16 protein-coding genes and 2 pseudogenes are annotated in these 20,587 nt (G+C 45.4%); all 18 read left to right on the top strand.

The features are described from left to right. Positions 1–187: 187 nt before the first annotated feature. The 18 genes and pseudogenes from AC6I5B_RS09960 to AC6I5B_RS09875 all read left to right on the top strand — a co-directional run bounded on the left by AC6I5B_RS09960 (position 188) and on the right by AC6I5B_RS09875 (position 20,573). Positions 188–592 (top strand): single-stranded DNA-binding protein, encoded by a 405-nt coding sequence (locus AC6I5B_RS09960; RefSeq protein ID WP_004612416.1) that lies wholly within the window; start codon positions 188–190, stop codon positions 590–592. Further along, positions 532–2,022 carry a MobQ family relaxase gene (mobQ, locus tag AC6I5B_RS09955; RefSeq protein WP_052536482.1) on the top strand — a complete coding sequence of 497 codons (1,491 nt, stop codon included), beginning with the start codon at positions 532–534 and terminating at the stop codon, positions 2,020–2,022. Before AC6I5B_RS09960 ends, mobQ begins: the two co-directional genes overlap by 61 nt. Positions 2,023–2,037: 15 nt before the next feature. Further along, a complete protein-coding gene (locus AC6I5B_RS09950; RefSeq protein ID WP_270651641.1) occupies positions 2,038–3,945 on the top strand; it encodes an AAA family ATPase in 1,908 nt (635 codons plus the stop codon). 102 nt (positions 3,946–4,047) lie between these two features. Then, positions 4,048–4,251 (top strand): excisionase, encoded by a 204-nt coding sequence (locus AC6I5B_RS09945; RefSeq protein WP_044987098.1) that lies wholly within the window; start codon positions 4,048–4,050, stop codon positions 4,249–4,251. 86 nt (positions 4,252–4,337) lie between these two features. Further along, positions 4,338–5,600 (top strand): site-specific integrase, encoded by a 1,263-nt coding sequence (locus AC6I5B_RS09940; protein ID WP_004612420.1) that lies wholly within the window; start codon positions 4,338–4,340, stop codon positions 5,598–5,600. A gap of 380 nt (positions 5,601–5,980) precedes the next feature. Further along, entirely contained in the window at positions 5,981–7,075 is a 1,095-nt protein-coding gene (locus tag AC6I5B_RS09935) for a DNA cytosine methyltransferase (RefSeq protein WP_227359797.1), read from the top strand. 112 nt (positions 7,076–7,187) lie between these two features. Continuing rightward, positions 7,188–7,502 (top strand): YdcP family protein, encoded by a 315-nt coding sequence (locus tag AC6I5B_RS09930; RefSeq protein WP_002578441.1) that lies wholly within the window; start codon positions 7,188–7,190, stop codon positions 7,500–7,502. A gap of 21 nt (positions 7,503–7,523) precedes the next feature. Then, entirely contained in the window at positions 7,524–7,901 is a 378-nt protein-coding gene (locus tag AC6I5B_RS09925; protein ID WP_058965470.1) for a YdcP family protein, read from the top strand. Positions 7,902–7,939: 38 nt separating this feature from the next. Next, a complete protein-coding gene (locus AC6I5B_RS09920) occupies positions 7,940–9,337 on the top strand; it encodes an FtsK/SpoIIIE domain-containing protein (protein ID WP_058965469.1) in 1,398 nt (465 codons plus the stop codon). A 152-nt stretch (positions 9,338–9,489) separates the two neighbouring features. Next, positions 9,490–10,713: a MobT family relaxase gene (gene mobT, locus AC6I5B_RS09915; RefSeq protein ID WP_058965968.1), complete on the top strand. Its 1,224-nt coding sequence runs from the start codon at positions 9,490–9,492 to the stop codon at positions 10,711–10,713. A 51-nt stretch (positions 10,714–10,764) separates the two neighbouring features. Next, positions 10,765–10,986, top strand: a complete 222-nt coding sequence (locus tag AC6I5B_RS09910) for a hypothetical protein (RefSeq protein WP_002570387.1) — start codon at positions 10,765–10,767, stop codon at positions 10,984–10,986. A 120-nt stretch (positions 10,987–11,106) separates the two neighbouring features. After that, positions 11,107–11,604, top strand: a complete 498-nt coding sequence (locus AC6I5B_RS09905) for an antirestriction protein ArdA (RefSeq protein WP_117498076.1) — start codon at positions 11,107–11,109, stop codon at positions 11,602–11,604. 92 nt (positions 11,605–11,696) lie between these two features. Continuing rightward, entirely contained in the window at positions 11,697–12,089 is a 393-nt protein-coding gene (locus tag AC6I5B_RS09900; RefSeq protein WP_173879871.1) for a conjugal transfer protein, read from the top strand. Continuing rightward, a pseudogene (locus AC6I5B_RS09895) lies at positions 12,073–13,578 on the top strand (ATP-binding protein); the annotation flags it as partial. The gene AC6I5B_RS09900 and the pseudogene AC6I5B_RS09895, both read left to right, overlap by 17 nt. Before the next feature lie 744 nt (positions 13,579–14,322). After that, the gene (ltrA, locus tag AC6I5B_RS09890; RefSeq protein ID WP_002298631.1) at positions 14,323–16,149 is read left to right on the top strand and encodes a group II intron reverse transcriptase/maturase; all 1,827 of its coding nucleotides are present in this window, start codon (positions 14,323–14,325) and stop codon (positions 16,147–16,149) included. Between the two features lie 112 nt (positions 16,150–16,261). Further along, positions 16,262–17,206 (top strand): annotated as a pseudogene (locus AC6I5B_RS09885) (ATP-binding protein); the annotation flags it as partial. Continuing rightward, positions 17,203–19,572, top strand: coding sequence for a CD3337/EF1877 family mobilome membrane protein (locus tag AC6I5B_RS09880; protein ID WP_497773292.1), 2,370 nt, complete (start codon positions 17,203–17,205; stop codon positions 19,570–19,572). The pseudogene AC6I5B_RS09885 and the gene AC6I5B_RS09880, both read left to right, overlap by 4 nt. Further along, positions 19,569–20,573, top strand: coding sequence for a bifunctional lytic transglycosylase/C40 family peptidase (locus AC6I5B_RS09875; RefSeq protein ID WP_077715687.1), 1,005 nt, complete (start codon positions 19,569–19,571; stop codon positions 20,571–20,573). Before AC6I5B_RS09880 ends, AC6I5B_RS09875 begins: the two co-directional genes overlap by 4 nt. The last annotated feature ends 14 nt before the right edge of the window (positions 20,574–20,587 follow it).

Below are 20,587 nucleotides of genomic sequence, written 5' to 3'. Positions count from 1 at the left end.
TCATTTTCCACCCTGTATTTTCCCCTCTGAGCCTTTCGTTATATGAGAGCAAAAAAATAAAATTCCTTTTTTATTTGTAAAAAGCCCTCTCTACGTTCTGATATATGAGGAACAAATTACATTTGCCTTAAAAGAATCGGGCCTGATTCAAGAACAAACAAAAACGAAAAGAGAAAGGAGAAACTACATGAACAAAACAATCTTAATGGGAAGGCTGACAAAAGATCCGGAGGTGAAATATCTCCAGGATGAAAACAGTACTGCAATGGCAAGATACACGCTGGCAGTAGACAGGCGATATCGAAAGGATGGAAAGGCAGAAACAGATTTTATTTCTTGTGTTACCTTTGGGAAGAATGCTGAGTTTGCAGAAAAATATCTGCAAAAAGGTTTGAAGATTTTAGTAAGCGGACGGATCCAAACAGGAAGCTATGTGAATCAGGAGGGGAATAAAGTTTATACCATCAATGTGATCGTAGAAGAACATTATTTCGCAGAAGGGAAGAATCCAGAGGAAAAGGACAGTCTGCCATTGCCAGTGCTGCTTACCGAGCCGGTACAAAACTGGAATGTACGTATTATGGAGAAGTAAGTGATTATACGAGAAAAGGCGGTGTGGTATTAGCGGAGATCCATCTTCCCAAACAGGCTCTGGAGAGATTCAAAGACAGGGAGACCCTTTGGAATGAGGTGGAATGGATCGAAGGGAATAAGAAAGCACAGCTGGCACACAGCTTTGATATTGCCTTGATGAATGAGTTTTCCATGGAAGAAAATATTGAGCTTGCAAGAAGATTTGTAGAAGAACAGTTAGTCGCAAGAGGGATGATCGCAGATCTGGCGATCCATGATCCGAAGAAGGCAAAGGATAAAATACCCAATCCACATATGCACATCATGGTTCCCATCCGCCCTTTACAGGAAGATGGTACCTGGGGACAAAAACAAAAAAAGATTCCAGTACTGACACCGGATGGACAGCCGGTTTTGAATCAGAAAGGACAACCGGTATTTCGGGCGGTACATACAACGGATTGGAGTAGGAAAGAAACCTTGGAAGAATTGAGAAGTGCCTGGGCGAAGATGTGTAACGAACTGTATGAAGAAAAAGGACTTACAGAAAGAGTCGATGCCAGGTCTTATGAGGAACGGGGGATTGATAAGATCCCGATGGTGCATGAAGGACCGAATGTACAGGCAATGGAAGCAAGAGGGATTTCCACTGCACTGGGAAGTTTAAACCGGCTCATCCGTGCCTTGAATGATATGAAGGAACGGGCAAAGAATCTTCTTCAATGGTCGTTGCTTCGACAAAGCCAGTTGATGGAACGGATGCTGTCCTTACATCAGCCAACCTTAGCGGATTATCTAAGAAACTATTACGACAAGAGAAATGCAGTTGCAGAATCCTACGCTTATGGAACACAAAAGGCGAAGAATACAAATCTGAAACAATTTGCAGAGACGATTCGCTTTCTGGAAGAGCAGGATGTGAGAACCCCAGAACAGCTGACAGAGAAAATCCAGGAATTAGATACTCAGCTAAAAGAGGTAAGTCAGCGGTTGAATCAACAACTGTCTGCTCTGAGAAGTGTCAACACCAACCTTTATGCAATGAAAGAGTATTTTGAAATGAGACCTGTTTATCTGGAATTAAAGAACAAATATTTTGGCAGGGGAAAATTCAAAGAGGAACATAAGAAGGAACTTAGCGGATATTATCGTTCGGAAAGAATCTTAAAAGAAAATCTAGACCCAAGTGGGAAGATTCCGGAAGGACAATGGAAACGAGAAGCCGCTCGTTTATCAGAAGAGATAGCTGCTTTACGAAAAGAAGATAAACGGATCCATGCCATGTTACGAAAGTATGAGGGAATCAAAAATAATGTGGAAGCTTTGATGGCAGAGGAAGGAGAAGGTGTCTCTCTTCCAGAAACAAACAAACGGGAGCAATCCACAGAAACAAAAGAAGCAGTGAGAACCATGAAACCAAAGAAGAAACATCATGGAATGGAGTTATAGGAGGAATTTTAGAAGATGGAAGAATATACAAGAGAACAGATTCAAAGAGCAGATGATACTGATTTATATGTTTTTCTTTCTGGGAGAGGAGAACAGTTCAAACGATGTGGGAAGGAATACCGATGGTTGCGACATGACAGTGTGATGATCAACAAGAACGAATGGTATCGTTTTAGTCAGAATAAAGGTGGTCATGCCATTGATTTTATGAAAGAATTCTACGGTCTTTCTTTTGCAGAGGCAGTTAAAGAATTATTAGGAGAAGAGGGAGTTGGAGACACCAACAGAAGAACGGCGAAGGAAGATGCAGGCAGACAGAAGGTCTGCCCCATCCCCTTGCCTGGATTGGAACTGCCAGAAAGAAATGAAAGCTGTGAGATTGCAAGGAAGTATCTCATTGAACAGAGAAAACTATCGGAATATTTGGTGGATCAGATGATCGAAAAGGGAGATATTTATGAAAGCAAAGCATATCACAATGTGGTGTTTGTTGGAAGAGACAAAGAACAGAATCCCAGATATGCAGCTATGCGGGGAACTGATGAGAACCGATATCGTGGGGAGGCAAGAGGTTCAGAAAAAGCCTATGGATTTGGCCATATAGGAACGGATGAAAAACTATTTGTGTTTGAATCCCCCATTGATCTCTTGTCTTATATCACTGCAGTTCCGGAAGAATGGGAAAAGCATAGTTATATTTCCCTGGGAGGATTGAGTGAAAAGGCAATGAAACGGATGTATACAGAATATCCTCATATCCATTCCATCTACTTGTGTCTGGATAATGATGAGTCTGGAAATGAGAGATGCAGGCAGTTTGTTTCCATGATTCCAGAGGAATTTTGTGTATTTCGTTTAGAGTCAGCCAAAAAAGACTGGAATGAATGTCTGGTGGAAGGCCTACCTGTAAAAGAAATGGCAAAACAAATCTGCTTGCGAGACAACAGGGAAAATCTGATTCCAGTCACTAAGATGTCGGAGGTTGAGGAAACGGTGGTTCAGTGGTTATGGTATCCCTTCATTCCTTTTGGAAAGGTTACTTTGATCCAGGGGAATCCGGGAAAAGGAAAAACATGGCTTGCAATGGCAATTGCCGCATACTGTACGAATGGAAAAGAACTTCCCAATGCACTTCCCATAGAACCTTTTAATGTGTTGTATCAAACAGCAGAGGATGGGATTGCAGATACCATTAAGCCTAGATTAGCAAAATGTGGTGCAGATATGACAAGGGTGCGATTCATCAATGAAGATGAAAAACAGCTTTCTATGACGGACGATCGGATTGAAAAAGCAATCCGCCAGAATAATGTACGACTCATGATCATGGATCCCATACAGGCTTATCTGGGAGCCAATGTGGATATGAACCGGGCAAATGAGATCCGGCCCTTATTTCGACATCTCAGTACGATTGCAGAGAGAACTGGATGTGCCATTGTTCTCATTGGACATTTGAATAAGTCATCGGGAAGTCAGAGCGATTACCGTTCCCTGGGATCCATTGATATCGCAGCGGCAGTACGAAGCATCTTATTTGTAGAAAAGGTGGAAAAAGAGAAGGAACAGGATATCCGAGTGGTATATCAGCAAAAGGATTCTCTTGCTAAAAAAGAAAATCCGGTAGCGTTTTCTTTAGAAGAAGAAGGCTTAAAATGGTTAGGAGAATACGATATATCCATTGAAGATTTGCTAATGGGGAAAGCAGGAACGAAAAAGGAAACGAAACTGGAAAAGGCACAGAAATTGATCCTGGAGTTATTAACCAAACGGAAAGTAATGTGTTTAGAAGAATTAGAGGCAGAACTACTAGCCTATGGGATTTCTTCTAGAACAGGAAGAGATGCAAGAAAGCAGCTGGAAAACAGATTGAGCTACGACTGGTGTCAGGGAAGAAAAACAGTTGCGTTAATCACAGAATAAAAGATGACATTGTCAAAAAAATACTTTGGCATTGGCAGTCTTTATAGATACCTTTGCCAGCCGCCAATGTCAAAAACAAAGATAATAGAAGGAGGCATACAAATGACAAGTTATGATATACCTTATTGGAAGAAGTATACATTATCCATTGAAGAGGCAGCATCCTATTTTCGTATTGGAGAAGGAAAGCTTCGTAAGTTAGTCAGTGACAATCCAAATGCAGAGTATTTGCTTTGGAATGGGAATCGTGTACAGATAAAACGAACAAGATTTGAAAATTTTATTGATACACTCAGTGCGATATAAAATGAAATTTAAAAGAAGGAGGTGTTCGAATTAGGGGTTACATGATATACTAACAATATCATGTTGCGTCCCCTTGGAGGTAGGATATGATTTCAAAGAGACGTGATGATAAAGGCAGAGTTCTCCAGCAAGGAGAATGGCAGGAACCAAGTGGACGTTACCGCTATAAATATACAGATTCACTTGGTAAGCGTAAAATATTATATAGTTGGAGATTGACAGAAGCAGATAAGATGCCGGAAGGTAAACGGGCAGATCTTTCTCTCAGGGAAAAAGAAAGAAAAGTTCAGTCCTTACAGATGCAAGGGATTACAGGAAGTAACATTACAGTGCTTGAACTTGTGGAACGATATCTTTCCCTGAAAACAGGAGTAAAGCATAATACTTTAGCGAATTACAAATTTGTGGTGAATGTATTGAAAAAGGAAGAATTCGCTTATAAGAAAGTGGATGATGTGAAACTTTCTGACGCAAAGATTTTTCTGATAAAACTACAAAGAGATGGTAGAGGATATAGTTCCATTCATTCCATCAGAGGTGTTTTAAGACCTGCTTTTCAAATGGCTGTGGATGATGACTTGATTCTAAAAAATCCATTTGGATTTGAATTAGGTACAGTACTTGTTAATGACAGTCAGAAAAGACAAGCTGTTTCTCCGGAAGATGAAACTAAATTTCTTGATTTTGTAAAGAATGATCCGCATTATAATCAGTATTATGATGCATTTTATATCTTATTCAAGACAGGTCTTAGAATATCTGAATTTTGTGGACTTACTGTAAAAGACTTGGACTTTAAAGAAGATATTATCAATGTGAATCATCAGTTGCAAAGAACTCGAGAAATGAAGTATATCATCGTATCTACAAAGACAACAAGTGGTACGCGGTTACTTCCAATGGAAGCGGATGTAAAAGAAGCATTTCTTCGAATCTTGAAGAATAGAAGGAAACCAAAACGTGAGCCGATGGTGGATGGATATGGAGGATTTCTGTTTCTGGACAAGAATGGAAGGCCAATGGTTGCACTTCATTGGGAAAAGTACATGCAGCATGCAAGAGAAAAATATAATCGTGAGAATTTGTTGCAATTGCCGCCAGTTACTCCACATATATGCAGGCATACTTATTGTACAAATATGGCCAATTCAGGGATGAACCTAAAGACACTGCAATATCTGATGGGGCATTCAGATGTATCTGTAACACTTAATATTTATACGCATACCGGCTATGATGATGCAAAGAAAGAACTTGCCAGATTAAAAGAAGCAAGGGATGAACTGGAAAAGAAAAAGTTTATAACCCAAAAACATGCACAAACAACTCATGTAAGCCTTATCTCATAAGGAATTTGGGACTTTAAAAATAACCCATTTGTACCACAAATGCCCGAAAAAACATGAGAAAATACAAGAATTTATAAGAAAAAGAACCTTTCAAGTAAAAAATGCACAAAGGCTGAAAAGCCAGTATTAGCAAGGCTTTGATAAGGATGGTAGTAGAAAACCAGTAAAATCAAGGCTTTGCAGACAGCAGGCAGACGGTGCTTTTATAAAAAATGAATATGAAGATGGAAAAAGACGCATTTTGAGATTTGCGTCTTTTTCTATTGGGCTTTCTGCTTTACCTTGAGAAATGAGCAGACAACAGCAAACGCCATTGAATGGACTTCCATTGATGGTGTTTTTTTATTGTCTGGAAAGGAGCAGAAAAATGGAAACAACACATGAAAAAGCAAAACGAAAGGCGGTCTATGTGTGCCCTTAAATTAGGAAGCCTGTTTGACGGAATCGGCGTGTTCCCTCTTGCGGCTTCCCGTAATGGAATTATTCCCGTTTGGGCAAGCGAGATTGAAAAATCCCCGATAGCCATAACCAAACGCCACTTCCCAGACATGGAACATTTAGGGGATATTACAAAGATACACGGAGGAAACATCTCTCCTGTTCACATTATTACATTCGGTTCGCCCTGCCAGAACCTTTCTAAAATCGGAAAGCGTGAGGGACTGGCCGGAAGCAAATCAGGACTGTTTTTTCAGGCTATCAGAATTATAGAAGAAATGAGGTGTGCTACAAATGGGTTATATCCAGTTATCGCTGTTTGGGAAAACGTCATGGGAGCGTTTTCTTCAAATGACCGGATGGATTTTAGAGCCGTGCTGCAATCATTTTCCGATACCGAAATTTCAATGCCTCCTACTGGAGGATGGGCTAACGCCGGTATGGTGCGAGGGGGAAAGACTGACCTGTGCTGGCGGCTCATGGATGCCCAGTATTGGGGAAAGCCCCGGCTTGTTCAGCGAAGAAAAAGAATCTTCCTTGTGGCAGATTTTAGAGGACAGCGTTCCGCAGAAATACTATTTAAGCCCCGCGATATGTTCCCGCTTCCTCCGCCTTGCACAGACTACGGGCTGCCCACCGCCGGAGCCAGTCGAATATCTCTTGATAAAACAAGGGGGAAAATACCCGTCATCCGCCCCTTTCAGGAACGGCGTATGCGGAGTGCCGCAAAATCAGGAAATCAGTCTGCTTTCCTCACAAGTTTCGGACGACCAGATGAACCTTTTCCAACTCTGTTGGCAAAAGCAGTCAATATGATTTCATTCTGGTATGAGGGAGAAGAAAAAGACGGAGTTCTCCGAAATTTGACACCCGTAGAGTGTGAGCGTTTGATGGGATTACCGGATGGGTGGACAGCATATGGAAATTTAGGACAGCCCATTAGCGATAATGCACGGTGCAAAGCACTTGGAAACGCAATCGCCCTGCCGTGTGCTGATTACATCATGGCAGGAATAGCAGAAACCATACATGAATAAGAAAGGCGGTCTTGTATGACAGAGAAGAATCGTTCCCCTCCGCTGTCGGATGGAACATCAACAGAAACTATCGAACCAACTATATTATTTCAGAAAGGACAGGTACATCTATATGGAATTAAAATTCGTTATCCCCAACATGGAAAAGACATTCGGCAACTTGGAGTTTGCCGGAGAAGACAAAACAGAACAGAGAAGAATCAACGGACGCATGGCGGTACTCTCCCGAAGCTTCAACCTTTATTCAGACGTACAGAGGGCGGATGATATTGTGGTTATCCTCCCTGCCGAAGCCGGAGAAAAACATTTTGACTTTGAGGAACGTGTGAAGCTCGTCAATCCCCGTATCACCGCAGAGGGCTATAAAATCGGCACAAGGGGCTTTACCAACTACATTTTACACGCTGACGATATGGTAAAAGCATAAGGAAAAGGAGGACATCAGACTATGAGATTAGCAAACGGAATCGTGATTGACAAGGAAGCAACATTCGGGGCATTGAAATTTTCTGCCCTCCGCCGTGAGGTTCACCTCCAGAATGAAGACGGCTCGGTATCAGAAGAAATCAAGGAGCGTACCTATGACTTAAAATCCAGAGGACAGGGGCGTATGATTCAGGTTTCTATCCCTGCCAGCGTGCCGTTAAAGGAGTTCGATTACAACGCAGAGGTGGAACTTATCAATCCAGTGGCAGATACCGTGGCAACGGCTACCTTTCAGGGAGCAGAGGTGGACTGGTACATCAAAGCAGAGGATATTGTCCTGAAAAAAGGGGCTGCCATGAATCCCCAGACACCGAAGAAAGACGTTCCCCCTGTAAAATAGCAGCTAAATAAGAGAAAAGCGAAAGGAGGATTGTTCCCATGAAGCAGCTTTTCCCCCGTGGAAAACGTATCCGCCCCACGGATAAAGACCTTGTGTTCCATACTGCCCTTGCCGCCCTGTTCCCTGTCTTCCTGCTGGTTGTCCTGCTGTTTCATATCCGGCAAATTGCCGGAACCGACTGGCAGGAAGTGTCCCTCTCCCAGATAGTACAGGATGTAAATATCCCTTACCTGTTATTCAGCATGGGCGTGGCAGGGCTGGTGTGCCTTACAGCAGTTCTTCTGTTCTGGCGATACCGCAGGGATGAAGTAAAGCAACTCATCCACCGCCAAAAGCTGGCAAGGATGGTGTTGGAAAACAAGTGGTATGAATCGGAGCAGAGAAAGGAGGACGCTTTTTTCAAGGACTTGTCTTCCAGCCGTTCCAAGGAAACCATCACTTACTTTCCAAAAATCTATTACCGGATGAAACAGGGTTTGCTCCATATCCGTGTGGAAATCACCTTGGGTAAATATCAGGAACAGCTCTTAAACTTGGAGAAAAAGCTGGAAAGCGGCTTGTACTGTGAGCTGACGGATAAAGAATTAAAGGATTCCTACGTGGAGTACACCCTGCTCTATGATACCATTGGAGGCCGTATCTCCATTGAGGACGTACAGGCAAAGGACGGCAGGCTCCGGCTCATGGAAAATGTCTGGTGGGAGTATGACAAGCTCCCCCATATGCTCATTGCCGGAGGAACCGGCGGCGGAAAGACCTACTTTATCCTGACCCTCATTGAAGCCCTGCTCCGCACCAACGCCGTCCTGTCCGTGTTAGACCCGAAGAACGCCGACCTTGCGGATTTACAGGCGGTTATGCCAGATGTGTACTACAAAAAGGAAGATATGCTCGCCTGCATTGACCGTTTCTATGAAGAAATGATGAAACGCAGCGAAGACATGAAGCTCATGGAGAATTACCGGACAGGGGAAAACTACGCTTACTTGGGGCTTCCTGCAAATTTCCTTATCTTTGATGAATATGTAGCATTTATGGAAATGCTCGGCACAAAGGAAAACGCCGCTGTCCTCAACAAATTAAAGCAAATCGTTATGCTTGGGCGGCAGGCTGGTTTCTTCCTGATTCTCGCCTGCCAGCGTCCGGACGCAAAGTATCTGGGGGACGGAATCCGTGACCAGTTTAATTTCCGTGTAGCTCTGGGGCGAATGTCGGAAATGGGTTATGGAATGATGTTCGGGGAAACCACAAAGGACTTCTTCCTCAAGCAGATAAAAGGGCGTGGCTATGTGGATGTGGGAACCAGCGTTATCTCGGAGTTTTACACGCCCCTTGTCCCAAAAGGACACGATTTCCTCAAAGAAATAAAAAAACTGACAGACAGCAGGCAGGGAGTGCAGGCGGCGTGCGAAGCGAAAGCCGCAGAAACGGACTGACCTGCTGTGGCTGGTGTGCCGCAAGGCACGCCAGCATAAACCCCTCGTATCTAACAGAGGGGTACAAATCGACAGGCAACAACCAAACAACAGGGCAAAATCCCACGGTACACAAGGGATTTTCCCCATATCCGGCGTGTGTCAACAAGGCTCTGAAAGTTGACATACGCTTTTTTAGACAGGAGGGATTTTCACTGAATGAAGAAACATGGGTACGGGACATCAAAGAAAAACGGGAAATTTATGGTATCTCACAACAGAAACTTGCGTTAGCTGCCGGAATCACACGTCCGTACCTGAGCGATATTGAAACGGGCAAGGCTCACCCGTCCGAAGCATTACAGGAAGCCATCACGGAAGCTCTGGAACGTTTCAATCCAGACACTCCCCTTGAAATGCTCTTTGATTATGTGCGGATTCGTTTTCCCACTACGGATGTGAAGCATATCGTGGAAGACGTGCTTCGGCTAAGGCTTCCCTACTTTATCCATGAAGACTACGGCTTCTACTCTTACACAGAACATTACTATCTTGGGGATATTTTCGTTTTGGTATCGCCGGAACTGGAAAAAGGGGTGCTGCTGGAACTGAAAGGGCGTGGCTGCCGCCAGTTTGAAAGCTATCTGCTGGCACAGGAACGGAGCTGGTATGAGTTTTTCATGGACGTTCTCATGGAGGACGGCGTGATGAAGCGGCTTGACCTCGCCATCAATGACAAAACGGGAATCCTGAACATTCCCCATCTGACAGAGAAGTGCCGGAATGAGGAATGTATCTCGGTCTTCCGCAGCTTCAAAAGCTACCGCAGCGGCGAACTGGTACGGCGTGAGGAAAAAGAATGTATGGGGAACACCCTGTATATCGGCTCCCTCCAAAGTGAGGTGTACTTCTGCATTTACGAAAAAGACTATGAGCAGTACAAAAAGCATGATATTCCCATTGAAGACGCAGAGGTAAAGAACCGTTTTGAAATCCGGCTGAAAAATGAGCGTGCCTTTTACGCCATCCGTGACCTGTTAGAACATGACAATCCAGAACGGACAGCCTTTCAAATCATCAACCGTTATGTCCGGTTCGTGGATAGGGACGATACGAAGCCCCGTTCTGACTGGCGTATCAATGAGGAATGGGCGTGGTTCATTGGAGAACACAGAGGAATCCTGAAACTGACAACCAAACCGGAACCCTATTCCTTTGAACGTACCCTGCACTGGCTCTCCCATCAGGTAGCCCCCACGTTAAAGCTGGCTCTCCGTCTGGATAAGATGAACCACACCCAGATTGTCCATGACATCATCACCCATGCAAAGCTGACGGAGAAACACGAAAAAATCCTGAAGCAGCAAGCCGCCGCTGCAAAGGAGGTGGTGCTTTAACGGCGGCAATCTTGGAACCTAAGAACTCTTACAGGAAAGAAAGGAGCTTTTATGAATTTCGGACAGAATCTTTATAACTGGTTTTTATCCAACGCCCAGTCCCTTGTGCTGCTGGCAATCGTGGTGATTGGACTGTACCTCGGATTTAAGAGGGAATTTTCCAAACTTATCGGTTTTCTGGTGGTGTCCCTTGTAGCGGTCGGTCTGGTCTTCAATGCGGACGGTGTAAAGGACATCTTACTGGAACTGTTCAATAAGATTATCGGTGCATAGGAAACCCTTGTTACACTTCCGTTATGGAGCAAGCTCTGATTGCTTCATGGCGGAAGTCCACTAGGGGCTTGGGGAGCGTAACTCCCCAAAAGAAGCATGACAGAGAATGAAGGTGACACTATGGAAGAAATGCGGATTTACATTGCCAACTTAGGCAAATACAATGAGGGCGAACTGGTAGGGGCATGGTTCACGCCGCCTGTGGATTTTGAGGAAGTCAAGGAACGTATCGGCTTGAATGATGAGTATGAGGAATACGCCATCCATGATTATGAGCTGCCTTTTGAGATTGACGAATATACCCCCATTGAGGAAGTCAACCGCCTGTGTGAAATGGTGGAGGACTTACCGGAGTACATTCAGGAGGAACTATCAGAGCTGCAATCCTATTTTGGCAGTATCGAAGAACTCTGTGAGCATGAAGACGATATTATCTGCCATTCCGGCTGTGACGATATGGCGGATGTGGCTCGCTGCTATCTGGAAGAAAGCGGACAACTTGGAGAACTTCCGGCACACTTACAAAACTATATCGACTACGCCGCCTATGGGCGTGACATGGAATTGGAGGGAACCTTTGTTGTCACGAACCACGGCGTATATGAAATCATACGGTAGACCCGTCTGTATCTCTTTCAGGAAATACAGGCGGATTTTTTATTCAGGGGCGGCTCTTTTGCTGTCCCCATCTTTTAGAAAGGACGGACAACATGAAGAAAATACGAAGCTATACCAGTATCTGGTCGGTGGAAAAGGTACTCTATTCCATCAATGATTTTAAGCTGCCATTCCCCATCACGTTCACACAGATGGCGTGGTTCGTGGTATCGGTGTTTGCAGTTATGCTCTTGGGGAACCTCCCTCCCCTTTCGTTCATTGACGGGGCATTTTTAAAATACTTCGGCGTACCCTTTGCCCTCACTTGGTTCATGTGCCAGAAGACCTTTGACGGGAAGAAGCCTTACGGCTTCCTGAAATCCGTACTGGCATATCTGGTACGCCCGAAACTGACCTATGCAGGAAAGCCCGTGAAGCTGGAAAAGAAATATCCGGCACAGCCCATCACGGCAGTAAGGAGTGATATTTATGGCATATCCGATTAAATATATCGAAAATAACCTTGTGTTCAACCATGACGGGGAGTGCTTCGCTTACTATGAGCTGCTTCCCTACAACTATTCCTTTTTAAGCCCTGAACAGAAATATCAGGTACACGATTCGTTCCGGCAGCTTATCGCCCAGAACAGGGACGGAAAGATTCATGCCCTGCAAATCAGCACCGAATCCAGCATACGGGCGTCACAGGAACGCTCCAAACAGGAAGTGACGGGCAAGTTAAAGGATGTTGCCTGTGCAAAGATTGACGCACAGACCGAAGCCCTGATTTCCATGATAGGGGAAAATCAGGTGGACTACCGCTTTTTTATCGGCTTCAAGCTGCTTGTCAATGAGCAGGAAGTCACCATGAAACAGTTTGGCAGGGAAGCAAAGACCGCCGTTTCCGATTTCCTCCATGAAGTCAACCACAAACTCATGGGGGATTTTGTTTCCATGAGCAATGAAGAAATCTGGCGGTTTCAGAAGATGGAAAAGCTGCTGGAAAGTAAAATCTCACGCCGCTTCAAAGTCCGGCGGCTTAACAAGGACGATTTTGGCTATCTGATTGAGCATTTATACGGGCAGACCGGAACCGCCTACGAAGATTATGAGTATTATCTTCCGAAGAAACGGTTTCAGGAGGAAACGCTGGTGAAATACTATGACCTCATCAAACCCACCCGTTGTCTGATAGAGGAAAACCAGCGGTATCTGAAAATCGAACAGGAAGACGGGACAGTTTATGCCGCCTACTTTACCATCAACAGCATTGTAGGGGAACTGGACTTTCCATCTTCGGAAATCTTTTACTATCAGCAGCAGCAATTCACTTTTCCCATTGATACCTCTATGAATGTGGAGATTGTGACAAACCGGAAAGCCCTCTCCACGGTGCGGAACAAGAAAAAAGAGCTGAAAGATTTGGACAACCACGCATGGCAGAATGACAGTGAAACCAGTACAAACGTGGTGGACGCTTTAGACAGCGTAAATGAGCTGGAATCCACCTTAGACCAGAGCAAGGAATCTATGTATAAGCTGTCCTATGTGGTGCGCGTGACGGCTACCGATTTGGAAGAACTGAAACGCCGCTGCAATGAGGTGAAAGATTTTTATGACGATTTGAACGTGAAGCTGGTTCGCCCCTTTGGGGATATGCTGGGGCTGCATGGGGAATTTCTCCCTGCCAGCAAACGGTATCTGAACGATTACATCCAGTATGTCACCAGTGACTTCCTTGCTGGTCTTGGCTTCGGGGCAACCCAGATGTTAGGGGAACCGGAGGGCATTTATATCGGGTACAGCCTTGATACAGGAAGAAACGTCTACTTAAAGCCTGCCCTTGCCAGTCAAGGGGTAAAAGGCTCCGTCACCAACGCCCTTGCTGCCGCTTTTGTCGGCTCCCTCGGCGGTGGAAAATCATTCAGCAACAACATGATTGTCTATTATTCCGTATTATTTGGGGCACAGGCTCTCATTGTTGACCCGAAAGCGGGTGCGAAACGTTCCTACTTGAAAAGAGTAGGCACAGCACTTCATTAAATCAATATTTAATGTGTGTTGGAGAACTAAACACACGAATAGTCGAATGACGGGGTAACGCCCTGAAAGGCTACTTTAATACTCCGACTGGCAGAAACTTGAGTAAACAAGGCTCTGTCAGAAGCTCGGTGAAGTCGGCAGACAGACACCGTAACAGATAATGCTGACGAAAGATTCCCAGAGGTGGGCGTTGTGTCCTATATGCCGGAAGTCTATAAAATATCTATGGTTAGAATGTAGATGAGAGGTCTACTGACGAATCCTTGAATGTACAGGTCTATATCGGGGCTGGATAGAAATGTCCAGTGACACAAACAGTGTCGCTACTGTGGGTGAGTAAGACTCCGCATTTATGAAAATCCATATAACGTTAAAGGCGTTATCAAGGTAGCAGGCTTATAGAGGAAACCTAAGGATATATGTACAGATAGTGTGTTTGGAACGTTGAAAGCTGACAACATGGAGATTTTACTGTCTGTGAAGTGTTCACATCAGAAAGTTATTGTGAGATTAGCAATGATATAAGGTGTGTTAATGTCAGTGAGAGTGGTGGCACAGTACCTATGAAACCGTGATAACAAGCGGTGGAGGGATAGCCACTAGTCATATGAAGAATAGAATTACTAAGAAAAATGGTATGGGTTCGAGTAAGACTAAGAGATGTACTTGCTCCTGCAAACAAGGAGGGTACAGACCATGCTAAAGAAAAACAAGCTCCGCTATAACGAGTATTATGATATGCAACATATTTATGACGAGTTATACGCACAGAGCAAGAACGGTAATAACTTTTATAAGTTACTTGAAATTATTGGTTCGGAACAAAATATTTGTTTAGCTTACCGTAATCTGAAATCAAACAGTGGCAGTAAAACGGCTGGAACGGATGGAATGACGATAGACGATATAAAACAACTCAGCAATGCTGAGATTGTTGCTACCGTTCGGGAAAGCCTTAGCAACTACCGCCCCAAATCAGTCAGACGTGTTTTCATTCCAAAAGCTGGGAGCGATAAAATGCGTCCATTGGGGATTCCGTGTATCTGGGACAGGCTGGTACAACAATGTATCCTGCAAGTCCTAGAGCCGATATGCGAACCAAAGTTCCATAATCATTCCTATGGATTCCGTGCGAATCGAAGTGCCCACCATGCAGTCAGCAGAGTAACGACACTGATAAATTTATCAAAATATCATTACTGTGTTGACGTAGACATTAAAGGATTTTTCGATAATGTCAATCATGGAAAACTATTAAAACAAATCTGGACACTTGGTATTCGGGATAAAAGATTGATTTGCATTATCAGCAAAATGCTGAAAGCCGAAATTGACGGCGAGGGTGTCCCAGAAAAAGGAACGCCACAAGGCGGTCTGTTAAGTCCACTGCTCTCCCTCATAGTCCTTAATGAATTAGACTGGTGGGTAAGCAGTCAGTGGGAAACATTCCAGCCGAAGAACCGCAGTAAAAATGGGTGGCTTCAATACGCAAAGAAATATACCAAACTGAAAAGCGGTTTTATTGTACGTTACGCTGATGATTTTAAAATCATGTGTTCAACCTATGGAGAAGCACAAAGATTTTACCACAGTACCGTAGATTTTCTTAATAAAAGGCTGAAATTAGAAATCAGTCCAGAGAAATCAAAGGTAGTAAATCTGAAGAAAAATTCATCAGATTTTCTGGGGTTCAAAATCAAAGTCATTCCAAAAGGAAGAACGAAACACGGTTATGTTGCCAAAACAGATATGAACCAAAAAGCATTAAAGAAAGCGAAAACAAATCTAAAGTTAAAGGTAAAAGATATAGCCAGACATACGACTGGCTTCAATATCAGCAGATATAATCTGACAGTTATCGGTATGCAGAATTACTACTGCATAGCAACTAACGTATATAACAACCTGACAGAAGTAAGTTACGCTCTCTTACCGACCATACGAATCCGTTTAAGGAACATTGCAAAATCAGTTCCATTTGAAAGTACAAGTTCAGAATTTCAGAGCAGGACAAAAGGAATCAGACCAAAAACAAAAATAGTGATGATTGCGGATAATCCGCTATTGCCGATTCAAGGAGTACAACACAAAAATCCTATGAATTTCTCGCAAGATATTTGTAATTTTACAAAGCAAGGGAGAAACAAGGTGCATGAGGACGTTGTAGTTGTAACAAAAGAAGAAATCCGAGCGTTGTTGGAAAATGAAAACCCTGCCGATAGCGTAGAGTTTAACGACAATCGTATTTCGGCATATATCGCACAACAAGGCAACTGCTATGTAATGAATCGTCGAGGAACTCCGTCCACTCTGATATGTATTCACAAATCAGACAAAGGAGATAACCTTGACAGATATTCTAATCTGGCATTTGTGGAAATTCCCATTGCAAAGGCAATCCTAACAGAATCAGCAGACGAAGCAAAATCACTGTTAAAAGGTTATGTTCTTAATAGTCAGCAGAAGAAAAAACTGAACAGAATACGGACGAATTACGGATACCAGACAATAACTGGGAAATAACTTATAAATCTATTTGGATATGATGGAACGCCGTATGAAGCGAAAGTTTCATGTACGGTGTGAAGCGGGGGAAAACTTGGAGATAACATCAAAAAGTTACCTATCGCTATAACGGGGACGCTGGAAAGAAACCCTGCCGGAAATCGCCCATGAAATCAATATCGTAAACCTGACCTCAGAGGAACAGAACAGGGGCTTGCTCGACCCCTATGTGATTATGGAGAACCCAAAGGATTCCGAATCACTGGCAATCGACATCCTGACCTTTTTAACAGGCATTTCCAGCCGTGACGGGGAAAAGTTCCCTGTTCTTCGGAAAGCCATCCGTGCAGTAACAAACAGTGAGGAACGGGGGCTTTTCAAAGTGATTGAGGAACTTCGGGCGGAGGGAACCACCATCAGCACCAGCATAGCCGACCATATCGAATCCTTTACGGACTATGACTTTGCACACCTGCTCTTTTCGGATGGGGATGTCACACAGTCCATCAGCCTTGAAAAGCAGCTCAACATCATTCAGGTGGCGGATTTGGTGCTGCCGGATAAGGAAACCTCGTTTGAAGAATACACCACAATGGAACTGCTTTCCGTGGCAATGCTCATTGTAATCAGCACCTTTGCCCTCGACTTCATCCATACAGACCGCAGCGTGTTTAAGATTGTGGATTTGGATGAAGCATGGAGCTTCTTACAGGTGGCACAGGGCAAGACCCTTTCTATGAAACTGGTTCGTGCCGGACGTGCCATGAACGCAGGCGTTTACTTTGTCACCCAGAACACGGACGATTTGCTGGATGAAAAGCTGAAAAATAATCTGGGCTTGAAGTTTGCGTTCCGTTCCACGGACATCAACGAAATCAAGAAGACCCTCGCCTTTTTCGGGGTGGATTCCGAAGATGAAAACAACCAGAAGCGGCTCCGTGACTTGGAAAACGGGCAGTGCCTTATCAGTGATTTGTACGGGCGTGTGGGAGTGATACAGTTCCATCCTATCTTTGAAGACCTGTTCCATGCCTTTGATACCAGACCGCCCGTAAGAAAAGAGGTGGAGGTATGAAGATAAGAAAGCCCATCCAGCAGGGGACAGCCCTTGTCCCTTGCCGGACAAAGGGAGAAAACTCTTTTAAAAAAATCGGGAGTATAGCAGGAAAAGTGCTTCTGGCACTCCTGCTCATCCTCCTGCTGCTGGCAGTCTTCGGCACAGCCGCCCACGCTGCCGGACTGGTGGATGATACGGTGGACGCTGCCAACGAATACAGCAAATATCCTCTGGACAACTACCAGCTTGATTTTTATGTGGACAGCGGATGGGACTGGCTCCCGTGGAACTGGCTGGACGGTATCGGAAAACAGGTGATGTACGGGCTGTATGCCATCACAAATTTTATCTGGACAATCAGCCTGTACCTTTCCAACGCCACGGGGTATCTGATTCAGGAAGCCTACTCGCTGGACTTTATTTCCTCTACGGCGGATTCTATCGGGAAAAATATGCAGACCCTTGCAGGCGTTACCACAGGCGGCTTGTCCTCGGAGGGATTTTATATCGGGTTCCTGCTGATTCTCATTCTGGTGGTGGGGATTTACGTTGCCTACACAGGACTTATCAAACGGGAAACCACAAAAGCCATCCATGCCGTTGTGAATTTCGTGGTGGTGTTCGTGCTGTCCGCTGCCTTTATCGCTTATGCTCCTGATTATATTGGGAAAATCAATGAATTTTCCGCAGACATCAGCAATGCCAGCCTGACCCTTGGCACAAAGATTGTGCTGCCGAACTCGGAAAGCCAGGGAAAAGACAGCGTGGATTTGATACGGGACAGCCTGTTTTCCATTCAGGTCAAGCAGCCGTGGCTCCTGCTGCAATACGGCAACTCGGATGTGGAAAGCCTTGGGGCTGACCGTGTGGAACGCCTGCTCTCAACCAGTCCAGACGAAAACAACGGGCAGGACAGGGAAGAAATCGTAGTGGAGGAAATCGAAGACAGGGAAAATACCAACCTTACCATCACAAAGACCATCAACCGCTTGGGAACCGTATTCTTCCTGTTTATGTTCAATATCGGTATCTCCGTTTTTGTATTCCTGCTCACGGGGATAATGATTTTTTCACAGGTGCTTTTTATCATCTACGCCATGTTCCTGCCTGTGAGCTTCCTCCTCAGCATGGTTCCCTCTTTTGAGGGGATGTCCAAACGTGCCATTACAAAACTGTTCAATACCATCCTTACCAGAGCCGGAATCACCCTGATTATCACGGTAGCGTTCAGCATTTCCACCATGCTCTACAACCTGTCTGGGGAATATCCGTTCTTCCTGACGGCGTTCTTGCAGATAGTGACCTTTGCCGGAATTTATTTCAAGCTGGGGGATTTGATGGGGATGTTCTCCTTGCAGAGTGGGGATTCCCAAAGCATGGGGAGCCGTATCATGCGAAGACCCCGTATGCTCATGCACGCCCATATGCACCGTTTACAGCATAAGTTAGGACGTTCTGTGGCAGCTCTTGGGGCTGGTACGGCTGCCTACCATGCAGGAAAACAGGCTGGCTCAGACCAGAGAACTGCTTCCAGCTCCGGTTCTTCCAAACGGACACAGGCAGACCACAGCAGACCAGACGGGCAGGCAGCACCGGAAAAGGAATCTGCATGGAAACGGGCTGGCTCTGCGGTAGGTGCGGTGGCAGATACCAAAGATAAGATAGCCGATACTGCCGGACAGCTTCGGGAGCAGGCAAAGGATTTGCCCGTCAATGCAAAGTATGCCCTTTACCACGGGAAAACACAGGTATCAGAGGGAGTACGGGACTTTACTTCCAGCGTGACCCAGACCCGAACTGCCAGAGCCGAACAGCGGAACGCACAGGCAGAACGCCGCAGACAGACCATTGCAGAACGCAGGGCGGAACTGGAACAGGCAAAACAGCCGCAAAAGACAGCTTCCGAATCCCCCAAAGGGGCGGCTCCCGTCCATGAACGCCCTGTTACTGCAAAGCAGCCGGAAGATTTCCGAAACCATACCATTCATGTAGGAAAACCAGCCATGCAGCCAGCTTCCCCATCCATCAGGGAACAGGGACAGGTTCCTTATGGGGGAACTGTGGCAGAACGGGCTTCGGTTCCGGTGGTAAAAGCGGCTTCCATCCACCATGAACAGACACCGCCTGTAAGGACAGAACACCAGATAGTCCCTCCGGCTTTCCCAGACAAACCAGAGGAAAGACAAAAGACAACTACTACACCTGCTGCTCCCCATCCGGCAAGACCTGTCCAGAACGATACGGCTCCTGTGATACCGGAAAGAAAACGGGCTGCCCCTGCGGTAAAAGAATCGAACTTTACCATCCGGCGTACCACCGCCAGAAAGGAGTGGACAAAAACGGTAACAGCGGCTGCCAAACAAAAGAAAGGGGAGAAACCATGAAGTTAAGACACCTTTTCTTTGCCTGTTCCGGCGTGTTCGTGATGATGTTCTCCCTGCTCCTTTTGGTGGTGATTGTCTTCTCGGATGAGGAAGACGGCGGAAGCGGCGGAAACCTTATCTATGGGGGCGTGAGCGTATCACAGGAAGTCCTCGCCCATAAGCCTATGCTGGAAAAGTATGCAAGGGAATATGGCATAGAGGAATACTTAAATGTGCTGCTCGCCATCATTCAGGTGGAATCCGGCGGCACGCTGGAAGACGTTATGCAGTCCTCGGAATCTCTGGGGCTTCCCCCGAACTCCCTTAGCACAGAGGAATCCATCAAACAGGGCTGCAAATATTTCTCGGAACTGCTCGCAGCGGCAGAAACAAAGGGCTGTGACTTAAACAGTGTGATTCAGTCCTACAACTACGGCGGCGGTTTCCTAGACTATGTGGCAGGACGTGGAAAAAAATACACCTTTGAACTGGCAGAGAGCTTCGCAAGGGACAAATCCGGCGGAAAGAAAGTCACCTACACTAACCCTGTTGCGGTAGAGAAAAACGGGGGCTGGCGGTATTCCTACGGGAATATGTTCTATGTCCTCTTGGTATCGCAATACCTGACCGTGGCACAGTTTGATAATGAAACGGTACAGGCTATCATGGACGAAGCCTTAAAGTATGAGGGCTGGACGTATGTGTATGGGGGCGATTCCCCCTCCACTTCCTTTGACTGTTCGGGACTGGTGCAGTGGTGCTATGGCAAGGCAGGAATCGCCCTGCCACGGACAGCACAGGAACAGTACAATGTGACGCAGCACATCCCCCTGTCCGAAGCAAAAGCAGGGGATTTAGTCTTTTTCCACTCCACCTACAACGCCGGAACCTACATCACCCATGTGGGGCTGTATGTGGGAAATAACCGGATGTACCATGCCGGAAATCCCATTGGTTACGCAGACCTGACAGGCTCCTACTGGCAACAGCACCTTGCCGGAGCCGGACGAATCAAACAATAAGAAAGGATGACCCG

Source organism: Faecalimonas nexilis, from assembly GCF_059731825.1.
This window is presented reverse-complemented; position numbering and strand designations above follow the sequence as displayed.

Bases quoted from the DNA above. Each gene is read 5' to 3' on its own strand.
- AC6I5B_RS09875 (WP_077715687.1), top strand. From the start codon at position 19,569: ATGAAGTTAAGACACCTTTTCTTTGCCTGTTCCGGCGTGTTCGTGATG.
- AC6I5B_RS09910 (WP_002570387.1), top strand. From the start codon at position 10,765: ATGAATTTCGGACAGAATCTTTATAACTGGTTTTTATCCAACGCCCAG.
- AC6I5B_RS09935 (WP_227359797.1), top strand. From the start codon at position 5,981: ATGAAAAAGCAAAACGAAAGGCGGTCTATGTGTGCCCTTAAATTAGGA.
- AC6I5B_RS09950 (WP_270651641.1), top strand. From the start codon at position 2,038: ATGGAAGAATATACAAGAGAACAGATTCAAAGAGCAGATGATACTGAT.
- AC6I5B_RS09945 (WP_044987098.1), top strand. From the start codon at position 4,048: ATGACAAGTTATGATATACCTTATTGGAAGAAGTATACATTATCCATT.
- ltrA (WP_002298631.1), top strand. From the start codon at position 14,323: ATGCTAAAGAAAAACAAGCTCCGCTATAACGAGTATTATGATATGCAA.
- AC6I5B_RS09930 (WP_002578441.1), top strand. From the start codon at position 7,188: ATGGAATTAAAATTCGTTATCCCCAACATGGAAAAGACATTCGGCAAC.
- AC6I5B_RS09940 (WP_004612420.1), top strand. From the start codon at position 4,338: ATGATTTCAAAGAGACGTGATGATAAAGGCAGAGTTCTCCAGCAAGGA.
- AC6I5B_RS09925 (WP_058965470.1), top strand. From the start codon at position 7,524: ATGAGATTAGCAAACGGAATCGTGATTGACAAGGAAGCAACATTCGGG.
- AC6I5B_RS09960 (WP_004612416.1), top strand. From the start codon at position 188: ATGAACAAAACAATCTTAATGGGAAGGCTGACAAAAGATCCGGAGGTG.
- AC6I5B_RS09920 (WP_058965469.1), top strand. From the start codon at position 7,940: ATGAAGCAGCTTTTCCCCCGTGGAAAACGTATCCGCCCCACGGATAAA.
- AC6I5B_RS09880 (WP_497773292.1), top strand. From the start codon at position 17,203: ATGAAGATAAGAAAGCCCATCCAGCAGGGGACAGCCCTTGTCCCTTGC.
- AC6I5B_RS09900 (WP_173879871.1), top strand. From the start codon at position 11,697: ATGAAGAAAATACGAAGCTATACCAGTATCTGGTCGGTGGAAAAGGTA.
- AC6I5B_RS09905 (WP_117498076.1), top strand. From the start codon at position 11,107: ATGGAAGAAATGCGGATTTACATTGCCAACTTAGGCAAATACAATGAG.